Origin of the sequence: Vibrio vulnificus NBRC 15645 = ATCC 27562, from assembly GCF_002224265.1 — a bacterium.
Lineage (GTDB): Bacteria > Pseudomonadota > Gammaproteobacteria > Enterobacterales > Vibrionaceae > Vibrio > Vibrio vulnificus.
The window spans coordinates 1,073,174-1,085,779 of sequence record NZ_CP012882.1 but is presented as its reverse complement, the minus strand read 5'-3'; the positions used below and the strand labels follow the sequence as shown (position 1 = coordinate 1,085,779).

The following is a 12,606-nucleotide window of genomic DNA, read 5'->3' as shown; positions in this document are numbered from 1 at the left end:
GCTGAAATGTGGTTGTTATGATGATTAACGTAGCGCTAGTGGATGACCATGTCATTGTTCGTTCTGGTTTTGCCCAACTATTAAATCTTGAGGCGGACATTTGCGTTGTCGGGGAATTTGGTTCCGTCGCGGAAGCGCGAATCGGCTTACCTGCGTGCAAGCCAGATGTGGTGATTCTTGATATCTCAATGGCAGATGAAAGCGGCCTAACGTTACTCAGTGAAATTCCATCCGGCATTGCCTGCATCATGTTGAGCGTGCACGACTCCCCTGCCATGGTGGAAAAATCGCTCAAACTGGGTGCGAAAGGTTATTTAAGCAAACGTTGCAGCCCTGATGAACTGGTTCAAGCGGTGAGAACAAGCGCGGCAGGCGGTTGCTACCTTACTCCAGACATCGCAATGAAGCTTGCCACACCGAACGACAAAGCCACCAGTCTCACCCAACTCACGCGCCGAGAAAACGAAGTGTGTCAGTTGCTGGCAAGAGGGTTGGATGTGAAGGCAATCGCTGCCGAACTGGGGCTAAGCCACAAAACGGTTCATGTTCATCGTGCTAACGCCATCGACAAGCTGGGCGTAAAAAACAACGTCGAGCTGGCAAAACTGTTCTCTCAAGAGTCGTTTTGATGCGCAGTTACACCATCACATCACTGTGCGGCTTTTTCATGACCGCTTGTGCTTGGTTTTGTCTGTGGGTGATCGCCTACTACTTTGTCAATGACGCAGAACTGGCTATTTTACTGTTCCCGTTTGCACTGCGACTCGGCATCACTCTACACACTCACAGCCGATTTTGGCCAACCATCTACTTGGCGGAATGGGGATTAACCGTGGCGCTGGCCTTATTGCTTGAACAACCGCAGTGGTTAATGGTGTTGGTCGCGAGCGTTTTAAGCATCCCTGTTGTCTGCCTAGCGAAGAAGTACTACCGAGGCGATCACAATCAACATTTGGCAATCATGGCGGTCATTATTGTCATCACCGCGTCCATCAACGTACTGGCTGTGGGTTTTCATGCTCAATCGGTCTACATGGTGTGGCTTGCCAGCGTCACTGGCGGTTTATTGCTCTTGCCAATGTGTTATTTGCTCTGGAACTATTTGTTTCAAAGTCCATGGTCTCCACTCACTTCAAACCTGCTCGCCAATAGCGTGGAATTTAAGGTGCGCCATATCATTTTGTATACGGTGCTACTCGTCACCAGCATTTTGATTCAAACCAGTTTACCGGATGAATTGAAACGATTCGCACCGTTTTGCATGGCGATTCCGATCATCGTGTTGGCCTTACGCTACGGCTGGCAAGGCGCGCTATTGGCCACCATGCTGAACAGTGTGGCGCTGATTGCTGCGCGCAGTGGTGTTTCCAATTTAGAAATCACCGACTTGTTGCTGTCACTTTCAGCACAAACCTTAACCGGCATCATGCTCGGGTTGGCGGTGCAAAAACAGAAAGATCTCAACCAACAACTGCGCGGAGAGCTATCGCGTAACCAAACGCTCTCCCGTCAGTTGATTCAAGCGGAAGAATCGGTACGTCGAGATGTGGCGCGAGAGCTTCATGATGAAATTGGCCAAAACATTACCGCGATTCGAACGCAAGCGAGCATCATCAAACGTATCGACAATCTTGAAATGAACATTCGTTGCGCCGACACCATTGAGCAACTTTCTCTCAATGTCTACGACACCACTAAGCGCCTCTTAAGCAAGTTGAGACCAAAGATGTTGGATGATTTGGATTTGAAAGAATCCGTTGAACAACTGACTCGTGAGCTGGAGTTTGATAACCACGGCACGCGCGTTCAACTCGATTGGCAAGGTGATTACCACTCACTCAGTGACACTTTGAAAGTCACCCTCTTTCGTTTGTGCCAAGAGGCGCTGAACAATGCCGCCAAATACGCGGAAGCCACGTCCATCGTTATCGAGTTGTCCATCAGGGACGAACTCTCCCTCAATATTGCAGACAACGGTATCGGCTTTAAAACCGAAGAGTGCATGAAAGGCATGGGCATTCGCGGCATGCAAGAGCGCGTGCAAGCTTTGGGCGGAAAAATGTATATCTATTCTCTTAACGACCAAGTGACTGGCGCGCAAATTGCCATCACATTGCCGAAGGTGTAAAGCGTATGTTTGGACTGTTTCCATCTCCGAGCTACACACAAGCTCCCTTGGACAAAAGCCAAGTTGATGAACGTTATCGTTACTGGCGGCTGCATATCATGATCGGCATGTACATTGGGTACGCGGGCTTTTATTTCACTCGCAAAACCTTCAACTACGCCGCGCCTGCCATGATTGTTGATTTGGGCTTAGACAAAGGCGATCTCGGTTTAATCGGCACGCTTTTCTACATCACCTATGGCCTATCCAAGTTTATCTCAGGGACCATTTCTGACCGCTCAAATCCACGTTATTTTATGGGTGTGGGCCTGATCGCCTCTGGAATTATCAATATCGTGTTTGGTTTTTCCAGCTCGCTGATTGCCCTTTCCATCTTGTGGGTGCTCAACGCTTGGTTCCAAGGTTGGGGATGGCCTTCTTGTTCCAAACTCCTCACCACCTGGTATTCGCGCTCAGAACGCGGCTTTTTGTGGGCAATTTGGAACACCGCCCACAACGTGGGTGGCGCACTGATCCCACTGTTAGTCGGCTACCTCACTTTTCATTTCAGTTGGCGTGAAGGCTTTATTGTCCCTGGCATTATCGGCGTGTTGCTTGGCCTTATTGTTTGCTGGCGGTTAAGAGACAAACCCACCACTCAGGGGCTACCAACCGTCGGTCAGTGGCGTCATGACCCGCTCGAACTGGCTCAAGAGAAACATGGCCAAGGACTCAGCTATCGTGAAATTCTCACGCACTATGTTTTCAACAACAAATACATTTGGTTGCTCGCTTTTAGCTATGTACTGGTTTACATCGTGCGCACCGCAATCAATGACTGGGGCAATCTCTACCTTACCGAGCAACACCATTACTCTCTTATCAACGCCAACGCAGCGTTGTCGATGTTTGAGATCGGTGGCTTTGTTGGTTCTCTCGTAGCAGGTTGGGGCTCGGATAAACTGTTCGGCGGTAACCGGGGTCCGATGAATCTGTTATTTGCCGCCGGTATTTTCTTGTCTGTTGCTGCTCTGTGGTTAATGCCGTTAACGAACTTTGCCTTTCAAGCTGCGGGTTTATTCTCAATTGGCTTCTTCGTGTTTGGGCCACAAATGCTTATCGGCATGGCAGCCGCTGAGTGTTCTCACAAAGATTCTGCTGGCGCAGCGACTGGTTTTGTTGGTCTGTTTGCCTACATGGGCGCCGCGTTGTCTGGCTACCCGCTTGCACTGATTTTGGAAGAATACAGCTGGACCGGTTTCTTCGTCACCATCTCTATCTGTGCGGCGGTGATCGGCTTACTGTTGCTGCCTTTTCTTCAAGCTCAACCATCTCGTAAACCACTGGCACCCAAACTGCGCTTATAGAGACAACCTCTTTCTTGCTTAAGGTGAGCTAAACGCTCACCGACGCTTCCACCACAATTTTTTGCTTCCGATTCAGTTCGGAGGGTTTTCTACGGGTAAAATTCATGAATTTGAACATAATTTCATCAAAATGCTTCTTCAAAATGGACAATAAGATCCAAAACTACGACTGGGGAAGCCGCTCTGCTATTCACGATTTGTTTGGCTTTGCCAACGACGATCATCGCCCGCAAGCCGAAGTTTGGATGGGCACGCACCCCAATGGCTGCTCGAGCATTAAAGGAAGCAATGTTTCACTTTCGCTCGCCGAGTTGATCCAGCACGACCAAGTCGCCTTTCTGTCTGAGCCAACCGCGAAGCAATATGGGGATTTGCCGTTTCTGTTTAAGATCCTTTCAGCAGAGCGCGCCCTCTCCATTCAAGTTCATCCGAGTAAACGCGATGCGCAAACTGGTTTTGCAAGAGAAGAGCAATTGGGCATTCCACTGGATGCCGCTTGGCGCAACTACAAAGACGCCAACCACAAGCCCGAGTTGGTCTACGCCCTCACCGACTATCAAGCGATGAACGGCTTCCGACCTTTCGAGGAGATCCTTGTGGGATTTCGCCAATGTCACATCCCGGAGATCAACACGTATCTCGAGCAGTTTGAGCAAAACACCAATGAAGCTGGCTTACGACGCTTTTTTATCGAGCTGCTCTCGATGAGCGAGCTTCGTAAACAAAACGCGCTCGATCAGCTGGTTACTTATGCCTCACTCAATCAACAACAACCAACTTGCCAGTTGATCATTGAACTGGCCGAGCAATATCCCAATGATGTGGGCTTGTTCGCGCCATTGCTTCTGAACGTGATAACACTCAAGCCCGGAGAGGCTATGTTCTTAAACGCAAGGACACCTCATGCCTACATTAAAGGCACTGGGCTTGAGATCATGGCAAACTCCGACAACGTTTTGCGCGCTGGCCTGACGTCCAAGCATATGGATGTGGAAGAGTTGGTGAAATGCACCGATTTTGTCTCCAAGCCAGTAGAAAGCTTACTCACCCACGCGCACGTTGTGGGATGTGAGCATCACTTCCCCGTGCCAGTAAAGGACTTTCAGTTTTCGATACTGTCAAAGCCAGAGAGTCAGCCCATTACAACGTCGAGCGCAGAGATACTCATGGCCATTGATGCCGATTTGACCTTAGTGGCCTCGAACGGTGAAACCCTAACATTGAGCAAGGGGCAATCGGCCTTTATTCCGGCTTACGTCAAGACTTACGCCATCTCAAGCTCTGGGCGTATCGCTCGTGCATTTAATGGTTAACTAGTAATTGCATTTAAAAGTGGCAGAGCTGTGTTTCTGTCACTTTTTCTGACACACAACTTCCAAGCAAACAAATCGCAGCCAGAAATAGCAAACCAATAAGCAAAAGAGTAGAAATAACGTGACGAGACGAAACAGATGAGAAAAATTCTGTAGCAAGATGAGATCGTAAAATCGAACAGTAACACTGTTAGCTTAGCTAAGAAAATTCAGATTAAGTTGTTGATTTTGAATCAGAGAATCAGAGAATTGGAGAATTGGAGAATTGGAGCGGGCAGCGGGAATCGAACCCGCATCATCAGCTTGGAAGGCTGAGGTAATAGCCATTATACGATGCCCGCGCATCGTGAGGACGGGTTCTACTATGCCACAACGTAGATAAAAGAAAAGCCCTAATAAGTTCAATCGGTTAATTCACCACCAACTTCTCTACTAGATGCTCAAATTGCGTGCACTCAGTCAAATAATCGAGCAACGCACGCCTGATTTTTGCCAAGCCGCTTAGCTTGATACATCAACTTATCGGCCATCCCTAAGTCGATATGGCCATTGGAAAACGGGTAATACGCACAACCCAAACTGATGGTCACGCCTTCGGGAACGTTATTAAATGTGAGCTTCTCGACCACATGACACACCTTTTTAGCCAGCGCTTGTGCATCAGTAAACGCCAAACCAAACGCGACAATGGCAAACTCTTCACCACCGATACGAGCGTAAAGCGCGTCACTCGGCAACGTTTCATCCACCTGCGTCGCCACATTTTGAATCACCAGATCGCCCGTCGCATGACCATAGCTGTCGTTGATTCGTTTAAAGTCATCAATATCAAAAATCAGTACTGAAACCGATACAGCCTCAGGTGTAAGGTTTTTCAATTGCTCCATGAAGTGACGGCGATTACTAATTTGGGTTAAGTAGTCTTGCTGTGAGAGTTGCAGCAAGTTTTCATTTGCCAACTGCAACTCGCGGGTTTTTGCTTTGACGGTTCGCTTCAGCACGATGATGTAAGCAAGGGAAGTCAGCCCAAAAAGAGCAAGTATCGAAGGAAACAAAAATTTCGGGTAGACGGTTTGTACCGTGATCCAACTGGTGATCGTTCGCTCTATCAATTCTTCCCCCACCGTCTTAAATCCGGCGTTAATGGTCGAAAGTAGCGAACTCCCCTCTGCTACCGCAGGGCGAATCTCACCGGAATAGAGATAAAGCGCGGGAATAAAAGTGACGGTTTGAGCAGTGGTGTAGATATAAAAATTAGCGACTTGGAGATCGGCAACAAAAGCATCGATTTCTTCTCGAAACGCCGCCTCCATCATCAAGCGATTGTTCTTGAACCTAACCAGCGGTAACTTAGGGAAATGAGTTTGGACAAAGTACTCTTCATAACCCCCTTCCACCACACCCACACCTCGATTACCGTCTCCAGATAGAAAAAAATTGAGATCAGTAGTGATGATCCTTTGACTTAGATAGAGCTGAGTATTGATCGTCATAATAGGTTCAGCAAAATCAAACCTTAGCTCTCTTGGCTCAGACCACAACATCCCAGCATGCACGTCTGCCTTGCCTTCTTCCACCGCGGTTAACGAGTCATTCCAATCCACAAGCACAAACTTAATGTCGACACCGTTTTGCTCGCCGTACAACTTCCAGAGATCAATCAAGATGCCTCTAGGGCTCCCATCTTCTGCTAGATAAGAGAATGGCTTCCAAGCCTTAGAATTGGCGACTCGAAGCGTTTTTCTTTCTTGCTCTTCAGCGCTAACAAAAGTGGAAAACAGGCCAGTTAAGCTGAACGCAAGCAGTAATATTGCGGATTTCTTCATCATTGTTTTAAGTGAGTGCGCCTTGTCAGGAGGAGAGATTCTCGTCCGCTATTTTTTTCATTGATGAACACGCCAAATTCATATGGTCAGTACAACGAAGCCATTAAAATAATTAAGCGACATGTTAATTATAAGCATTGTTCTAGCGTTTGTAGTGATATCGTTAACGTAAGAATTTTTAATTATTGATAGAATAATAACTCTAAGCAATAGAGATTTTTATAAATTATTTTATGACAAAAACGAGCTAAAGATCTCGCTAAGTGTTAACGTTCCTGCTACTTTATCGCCACTTTTGATCGTTTCACAATTTAACATGCCAACGCAGTACCGAATTAATAAAATCGTTGAAATTGGAGATACTCTGCATCGTAGTGGCTGTGCGCCTTACAAAGTAGAAAAGTACGCTCAGTATTATGCGCAAAAACACGATGTGGATGTCATGATTCAGGCGACACCAACCGCAATTAACTACCAGTTTTCAGATGAAAACAACACCGTCGTTATGAAACGCCTAAAACCAGCATCCATCAACTTAAGTTTGCTGGCAAATACCATTATTCGCATTAACCAACCCAGCCATGAACCTGTTCCTGAGCCTGTTGGCTATTCCAAATGGGTGATTGCGATGGCAAACATGGGCATACCGCCAGCCTACTTGATGTTGGTGGGCAGCACATTAGAAGCGGTGGGTATCGCGTTTTTGCTAGGGCTAATGGTATGGTTTTGCCAGCAAGTGTTCCATTCTCGTCGTTCTATTGCGGTCGAATTTTTCTCTGCCCTGCTTACGGGTATTTGTGTCGCGTACTTAGCTAACAGTGGATTGCCTATCCCCGTCTGGGCGCTGTGTGTGGCCTCGGTTATCTTGTTTGTTCCCGGCCTATCCATAGCTAACTCTTTGGAATGTCTGGCTTTTAACGATTTAATTTCCGGCACCAGTTTACTTGGTCAAAGTGCGCTCACCTTAATTAAGCTGTTTGTGGGCATTGTTATGGGGCTGAATATCGGTGAAGCAATATGGGGACAAGCGGAGTCGATTTCCTACACCAATGAAGTGCCGTTTTGGATGCATATCCTCGGTCTATTTTTGCTGTCTATTTCACTCGGCATTTTGTTTAATGCGCGCCCAATAGACATCTTACTTGGTTTACCTGTTGCTATGCTGGGCATGTGGGGACCATTCTACCTTGGTTTTGAAAGTGGCTGGGTGGTAGGCACTTGGGTAACTACGGTGCTGATTACCCTTTACGGCACTTGGTTGGCAAAGAAAATGGAGCTGACTGGCTCTATCTATATCGTACAAGGCATTATTATTTTGGTCCCTGGCAGCCGAGTATTAATCAGCGCCAGCCAATCGGTGTTTGAGCAGTCAATTCTACCAATCCCAAGTATTGGCCTCTCAGCGCTGTTCATGTTTTCTGCGATTGTGGCCGGACAAATCACCGCGTACGCGATTTACTCACCAAAAATTGAACACTAAGCGCCGATAAAGAAAGAGCCCTATTCAAAACTGATTCTCTTATCAACTTTGAGTAGGGCTCTTTGCCTCTGTGCTTCGCTTTTCGTTGGAAGCTGCCTTTGCCTTTTTTCGCTTTGACCACACGGGTTCGAAATAGCTGGCTGGTCACTAATGCTTTTAATGCATTATCGTTAATGGTTCCTCGCCCGATTTCAGTGTCTCCACTGACTTCTGCGAGGTATTCTTGTTTCTTTTTCATCGTTACCTCAAATAAATGGTGAGACTTTTATAAAGTCGCGCTATTGAAAGGCAAAATATCATCACTGTCAATTACCCGCTAAAAAAACACACTTAAACAGGGGCCAAATTTTCATTTACTGGCCCGATGAGACAGGCAAAGATTTTGCAAAATATCGCAAACCGACCTAACAAATATAATAAGCCTCTGTTTTATGCTGCGTTATTTTGTAAAAAGACTAATTAATTGGAAACAAAACAGTGATTCGCTACAAAGATTCTAACTTTCCCTAGCGTGAGTCGTTGACTCCTGCAACCGATCTCCTAGACTCTTGTCTGGTTGGAAAGAAAGTCTTTGTTTTACACATTTCGCTGGATTACATATAAAGCCTCGGTGTGCGACACAACAGAGTTTTTTCTACAAGCAATACTAGTCGCTAACCCGACTCAATAGTTTTTTAAAGAGATAGGATTTACACATGTCTAACACAGTAACCGGCACCGTAAAATGGTTTAACGAAACTAAAGGCTTTGGCTTCATCAAGCAAGAAAGCGGCCCGGACGTTTTTGCACACTTCTCTGCTATCAAAGGTGATGGCTTCCGCACTCTTGCTGAAGGTCAGAAAGTTTCTTTCGTCATCTCTCAAGGCCAAAAAGGTCCTCAAGCAGAAGAGATCACACTGCTTTAATTAGACTGGACATTTTTACGGTAGCCAGCCATAGTGCTGGCTATTTTTATGGCTAGAGATAAGTAACTGAAACCATGGCTCTTAAACCCACCATCTACAAATTCCGCATCAATCTCACTGATATCAATCGCGATCACTTCGATACCTTGTCTATCACCACCGCGCTGCATCCATCAGAAAAAGTTGATCGCCTCGCAGCCCGATTGCTCGCGTTTTGTCTGCATGCCCAACCAGAGCTTGTTTTCACCAAAGGCCTATCCACAATTGAGGAACCAGACGTTTGGAAAAAAGAGCTCGACGATTCGATCGCCGTGTGGATTGACGTCGGTGAGCCAGAGGCCGACAGAATTAAAAAAGCCACTCGCCAAGCTAAATCTGTGTTTGTTTATAGCTTTAATCAGAAGTCTTCCGTTTGGTGGGAAAAGCACAAAGGCAAATTTCAGCAGTTACCCGTTTCTGTTTGCCAATTTGATGCCGATGCCATTGAACAACTCGCCAATCAGTTACAACGAGGCAGCTCACTGTCTGTTATGATCAGCGGGAACTCTGTGTTTATAGATGGCGACTCGTTCCATCAACAAGTCGATTGGCAGGTACTACAAAGCAATGAGTGAGTTAAAGGACGCACTGGCAGAGGTTGGCGTGTTCACGTTGGAGTACGTCAACAACAACCCGGATGCATTGGCACGATTTTGTGATGCGCAGAATGCCTTGTTTCAACGAGTATGTGAAAACAAACCCGAAACGCCAGCCACGCTCCATTTACTCGGGCTTCTCACTAAAAGCCATATTGAGATACTGGCTCAATTTGTTTCTGACAAGGAGAGTCGTTTGGCCATGAAAGACGTTTTGCAAACTTCATTAGGCGCACAATCCAGCGATAAGTTTAACGATGTGGTGTTGCAAGACCTGCTGATGATTTCCACTTTGTGGATTTTTGTTCAAGGCCGTCTCAAGATGGATTTCAGCCTTGCAAATGATCACGCAGCGGAAACGGCACAACACGCGGCGCCTTTTCTCGCCGTAGACGCCGATGTGATTCGTAGTGAGTTGATGCAGTGTTTCTACCAAGGCAAAGCGATCTATCAGCGCCAACAGGGTAAACCGAGCCTATGGCAGCGATTTCTTAACCATTTATCCTCATAAAACACCCGGTTTTATAACATCTTAAAGCCTGATAGACTTTCGCCACTTAAACATTACGGAAGTCTATCATGCAGTTAATTCGTTGGTTTCTCGGTAAACTCATTCTTTTAGTGGACACGCTCTTCTCGCCAAAAGGCCTCAAACGCTCACCTGAAGCACAAAACAAAGTCGATGAGCAGGCAACGCACTACGCACTTTATCAATTTGCCGCCTGCCCTTTTTGCGTCAAAGTTCGCAGAGCGATGAAGCGACAATCCGTTACTATCGAGCTACGTGATGCCAAAAACGATGCACAGCATCGTCATGAACTGGAGCAAGGCGGCGGAAAAATCAAAGTGCCTTGTTTAAGAATTGAGGAGAACGGTCAAACACGTTGGATGTATGAATCGAGTGATATCGTGGCGTACATAGAGAAAACATTCCCTTAAGCGTTTTTTTGCCCAAGGCGCATATTAAAAAGGCACGTTAAGTGCCTTTTGCCATTTATTCCGTTTTATTTTTGCTCGTGTTGCAGCTGCGTTATTTGGTTACAATCAGCATCAGTTCGACACGTCTGTTACACTTTCGTCCATTGATTGAGGTGTTACTGCAGGCTGGAAGATATTCACCATAACCCCGAGTATAGACTCTGGATTCCGGTACTCTCGACATCAACAACTGCTTTTTCACCTCTTCTGCTCTACGTTCAGAAAGAGAATTGTTGAAGCCAGCCGTCCCAGTGCTATCGGCATGGCCATCAATCACAATATCCACATCGCTTCTCTGATTCAGATAGTTGCCTAACAGCCCTATCCATCGAGCGGATACAGGGGAGACTTCCGCAGAACCAGTTTTGAAATGAATCGTCTCTGTAAGATGAATCATGATGTGGTCACCGGGTAAGACTTGGTATTGAATCGCATTACGTTGAAGAAACGATTGTAAAGAGTCTGACTGTGCCTGAGGCTTCTGAGCTTGCATCATTTGAGGCGGTGGAGGTGGAGGAGAAACCTCTTCACCACCCCATTCAGGATAAACCAACTCCTCATTGGTTTTCGGTGCGACATCGAGCATGTTTGGCGGTACGATCAAATTCGCACACCCCGACAACAACACACATGCAAACAAACTTTGTTTTTTCATCAGCGCAACCCAAAAAGCTCTAACTAGTCCTCTTGTATAGTATCGACCAGTTAGCAAAATCTTTAGGTTTTTCTTCGGTTTTCATCACGATTGCTTGCCAAAGCGTTGTCAGCGCTTTGAGATATTGTTTCAAAGTGCAAGTTATCAAAAATTATCGGTTTTCGCCTTGCCGCTAAGCCGTTAAACTTAGGTCTATTTTCTACTATTTTGAGTTGATTATGCTAAACCGAATTAAGCACATCTCACTTCTTTTGCTTGCTGCACTGGCGTTAACCGCTTGTAGTGACAATAACCAACCCACTGAAGGCGTTCAGTACAAAACCTTGGCGAAATCTTTAACAAGTTACCAGCTACCTGAGGTTACCGAAGTCTTCGCACTGACTTGTGGCCACTGCCGCACAATGGAAAGTGTGATTCCCCAGTTGCAAGAACAAACGGGCAAAACGTTTGGCAAACTGCATGTTACCTTCAATGACAGCGCTCAAATCAGTGCCTTCATCTTCTATACCGCGATGATGCAGCTAAATGACATCCCAGATCATGACTTTATGAATGAGCTTTTTGCCGCAGTCCAAATGGGGCCGGAAGTGTCGGGGGTTGAAAAACAGCAAGCGCTCGAAGCCGCTTTTGAGAAACGTGGTTTGGTAAGCCCATACCAACTTGAAAAAGCACAGCAAGAAAAAATGTTTGAGTTGTTCCAAAACGCAGATGAGATTTCACAGGTCGCACAAATCAACTCGGTACCGACTTTCATCGTCAACGGTAAATACCAAGTCATCACTTCTGCACACCAAAATGCGGAAGAAATTGGTAACACCATCAAATTCTTGCTTAGCAAACCTTAACGGAATAGAGGTATTACGTGTCTAAATTAATCCTACCCCTGATCATTCTAGTGCTTGCGATTTTTATGATTTATCGCACTTGGAACAATCATAAAGCAGCAGAAGTGAACTTTGAAAAAGGCCAAGCCTTCTTGCTAGAAAACAGTAAGAAAGAAGGTGTGATTACCACCGAAAGTGGCCTGCAGTACCAAGTATTAGAAAAAGGTCACGGCGACAAGCACCCTACCGCGAGCAGTAAAGTTAAAGTCCATTATCATGGCATGCTTACGGATGGAACCGTATTCGACAGCTCTGTTGAGCGCGGTTCGCCAATCAGTTTTAATCTCAACCAAGTCATCAAAGGCTGGCAAGAAGGCCTTCAATATATGGTTGAAGGTGAGAAAGTCCGCCTCTTTATCCCTAGCACTTTAGGTTATGGCAAAGGCGGCTCTGGTCCAATTCCACCAGCCAGTGTGTTGATCTTTGATGTTGAGTTATTGGAAATCCAATAACACC

The 12,606-nt window shown here is 46.3% G+C and carries 14 protein-coding genes and 1 tRNA gene; 11 read left to right on the top strand and 4 right to left on the bottom strand.

Translation table 11 applies throughout. The features are described 5' to 3' along the window. Nucleotides 1–20: 20 nt before the first annotated feature. From uhpA to manA, 4 genes are all read left to right on the top strand, one after another. Complete coding sequence (gene uhpA / locus AOT11_RS20475) at nucleotides 21–629, top strand: transcriptional regulator UhpA (protein WP_026050808.1); 609 nt, start codon at nucleotides 21–23, stop codon at nucleotides 627–629. Next, nucleotides 629–2,128 (top strand): signal transduction histidine-protein kinase/phosphatase UhpB, encoded by a 1,500-nt coding sequence (gene uhpB, locus AOT11_RS20470; protein WP_017422663.1) that lies wholly within the window; start codon nucleotides 629–631, stop codon nucleotides 2,126–2,128. The genes uhpA and uhpB overlap by 1 nt, the downstream gene beginning before the upstream one ends. A gap of 5 nt (nucleotides 2,129–2,133) precedes the next feature. Beyond that, nucleotides 2,134–3,474: an MFS transporter gene (gene uhpC / locus AOT11_RS20465; RefSeq protein WP_017422662.1), complete on the top strand. Its 1,341-nt coding sequence runs from the start codon at nucleotides 2,134–2,136 to the stop codon at nucleotides 3,472–3,474. A 104-nt stretch (nucleotides 3,475–3,578) separates the two neighbouring features. Continuing rightward, nucleotides 3,579–4,787 (top strand): mannose-6-phosphate isomerase, class I, encoded by a 1,209-nt coding sequence (manA, locus tag AOT11_RS20460; protein ID WP_017422661.1) that lies wholly within the window; start codon nucleotides 3,579–3,581, stop codon nucleotides 4,785–4,787. 266 nt (nucleotides 4,788–5,053) lie between these two features. Here the strand turns inward: manA and AOT11_RS20455 are convergent. Next, nucleotides 5,054–5,128 (bottom strand) — tRNA-Gly (locus tag AOT11_RS20455). A 114-nt stretch (nucleotides 5,129–5,242) separates the two neighbouring features. Next, the gene (locus tag AOT11_RS20450; protein WP_017422660.1) at nucleotides 5,243–6,616 is read right to left on the bottom strand and encodes a transporter substrate-binding domain-containing diguanylate cyclase; all 1,374 of its coding nucleotides are present in this window, start codon (nucleotides 6,614–6,616) and stop codon (nucleotides 5,243–5,245) included. Nucleotides 6,617–6,929: 313 nt separating this feature from the next. Here AOT11_RS20450 and AOT11_RS20445 point away from each other — a divergent pair, with 313 nt between their 5' ends. Then, on the top strand, nucleotides 6,930–8,093 hold the full coding sequence (locus tag AOT11_RS20445) for a threonine/serine exporter family protein (protein ID WP_026050807.1): 1,164 nt from the start codon (nucleotides 6,930–6,932) through the stop codon (nucleotides 8,091–8,093). Here AOT11_RS20445 and AOT11_RS20440 read toward each other — a convergent pair. After that, nucleotides 8,053–8,331, bottom strand: coding sequence for an alternative ribosome-rescue factor A (locus tag AOT11_RS20440; protein ID WP_017422659.1), 279 nt, complete (start codon nucleotides 8,329–8,331; stop codon nucleotides 8,053–8,055). The genes AOT11_RS20445 and AOT11_RS20440 overlap by 41 nt on opposite strands. Before the next feature lie 457 nt (nucleotides 8,332–8,788). On the opposite strand from AOT11_RS20440, the gene AOT11_RS20435 reads away from it, so the two are divergent. The 4 genes from AOT11_RS20435 to AOT11_RS20420 all read left to right on the top strand — a co-directional run bounded on the left by AOT11_RS20435 (nucleotide 8,789) and on the right by AOT11_RS20420 (nucleotide 10,572). Beyond that, nucleotides 8,789–8,998 carry a cold-shock protein gene (locus AOT11_RS20435; protein ID WP_017422658.1) on the top strand — a complete coding sequence of 70 codons (210 nt, stop codon included), beginning with the start codon at nucleotides 8,789–8,791 and terminating at the stop codon, nucleotides 8,996–8,998. A gap of 74 nt (nucleotides 8,999–9,072) precedes the next feature. Then, complete coding sequence (locus tag AOT11_RS20430; protein WP_017422657.1) at nucleotides 9,073–9,612, top strand: YaeQ family protein; 540 nt, start codon at nucleotides 9,073–9,075, stop codon at nucleotides 9,610–9,612. Next, nucleotides 9,605–10,144 carry a hypothetical protein gene (locus AOT11_RS20425; protein WP_017422656.1) on the top strand — a complete coding sequence of 180 codons (540 nt, stop codon included), beginning with the start codon at nucleotides 9,605–9,607 and terminating at the stop codon, nucleotides 10,142–10,144. Before AOT11_RS20430 ends, AOT11_RS20425 begins: the two co-directional genes overlap by 8 nt. Before the next feature lie 68 nt (nucleotides 10,145–10,212). Further along, nucleotides 10,213–10,572, top strand: coding sequence for a glutaredoxin family protein (locus AOT11_RS20420; RefSeq protein WP_017422655.1), 360 nt, complete (start codon nucleotides 10,213–10,215; stop codon nucleotides 10,570–10,572). 91 nt (nucleotides 10,573–10,663) lie between these two features. Here the strand turns inward: AOT11_RS20420 and AOT11_RS20415 are convergent, their stop codons facing one another. Next, on the bottom strand, nucleotides 10,664–11,266 hold the full coding sequence (locus AOT11_RS20415) for an OmpA family protein (protein WP_017422654.1): 603 nt from the start codon (nucleotides 11,264–11,266) through the stop codon (nucleotides 10,664–10,666). Nucleotides 11,267–11,484: 218 nt separating this feature from the next. On the opposite strand from AOT11_RS20415, the gene AOT11_RS20410 reads away from it, so the two are divergent. Both AOT11_RS20410 and AOT11_RS20405 read left to right on the top strand, forming a co-directional pair. Further along, complete coding sequence (locus AOT11_RS20410; protein WP_026050806.1) at nucleotides 11,485–12,111, top strand: thiol:disulfide interchange protein DsbA/DsbL; 627 nt, start codon at nucleotides 11,485–11,487, stop codon at nucleotides 12,109–12,111. A gap of 17 nt (nucleotides 12,112–12,128) precedes the next feature. Further along, on the top strand, nucleotides 12,129–12,602 hold the full coding sequence (locus AOT11_RS20405) for an FKBP-type peptidyl-prolyl cis-trans isomerase (protein WP_017422652.1): 474 nt from the start codon (nucleotides 12,129–12,131) through the stop codon (nucleotides 12,600–12,602). Nucleotides 12,603–12,606 lie beyond the last annotated feature (4 nt).

What these genes read in the sequence shown, in the direction of transcription:
- uhpA (WP_026050808.1), top strand. Translation starts at nt 21, where the DNA reads ATGATTAACGTAGCGCTAGTGGATGACCATGTCATTGTTCGTTCTGGT.
- uhpB (WP_017422663.1), top strand. Translation starts at nt 629, where the DNA reads ATGCGCAGTTACACCATCACATCACTGTGCGGCTTTTTCATGACCGCT.
- uhpC (WP_017422662.1), top strand. Translation starts at nt 2,134, where the DNA reads ATGTTTGGACTGTTTCCATCTCCGAGCTACACACAAGCTCCCTTGGAC.
- manA (WP_017422661.1), top strand. Translation starts at nt 3,579, where the DNA reads ATGAATTTGAACATAATTTCATCAAAATGCTTCTTCAAAATGGACAAT.
- AOT11_RS20450 (WP_017422660.1), bottom strand. Translation starts at nt 6,616, where the DNA reads ATGATGAAGAAATCCGCAATATTACTGCTTGCGTTCAGCTTAACTGGC.
- AOT11_RS20445 (WP_026050807.1), top strand. Translation starts at nt 6,930, where the DNA reads ATGCCAACGCAGTACCGAATTAATAAAATCGTTGAAATTGGAGATACT.
- AOT11_RS20440 (WP_017422659.1), bottom strand. Translation starts at nt 8,331, where the DNA reads ATGAAAAAGAAACAAGAATACCTCGCAGAAGTCAGTGGAGACACTGAA.
- AOT11_RS20435 (WP_017422658.1), top strand. Translation starts at nt 8,789, where the DNA reads ATGTCTAACACAGTAACCGGCACCGTAAAATGGTTTAACGAAACTAAA.
- AOT11_RS20430 (WP_017422657.1), top strand. Translation starts at nt 9,073, where the DNA reads ATGGCTCTTAAACCCACCATCTACAAATTCCGCATCAATCTCACTGAT.
- AOT11_RS20425 (WP_017422656.1), top strand. Translation starts at nt 9,605, where the DNA reads ATGAGTGAGTTAAAGGACGCACTGGCAGAGGTTGGCGTGTTCACGTTG.
- AOT11_RS20420 (WP_017422655.1), top strand. Translation starts at nt 10,213, where the DNA reads ATGCAGTTAATTCGTTGGTTTCTCGGTAAACTCATTCTTTTAGTGGAC.
- AOT11_RS20415 (WP_017422654.1), bottom strand. Translation starts at nt 11,266, where the DNA reads ATGAAAAAACAAAGTTTGTTTGCATGTGTGTTGTTGTCGGGGTGTGCG.
- AOT11_RS20410 (WP_026050806.1), top strand. Translation starts at nt 11,485, where the DNA reads ATGCTAAACCGAATTAAGCACATCTCACTTCTTTTGCTTGCTGCACTG.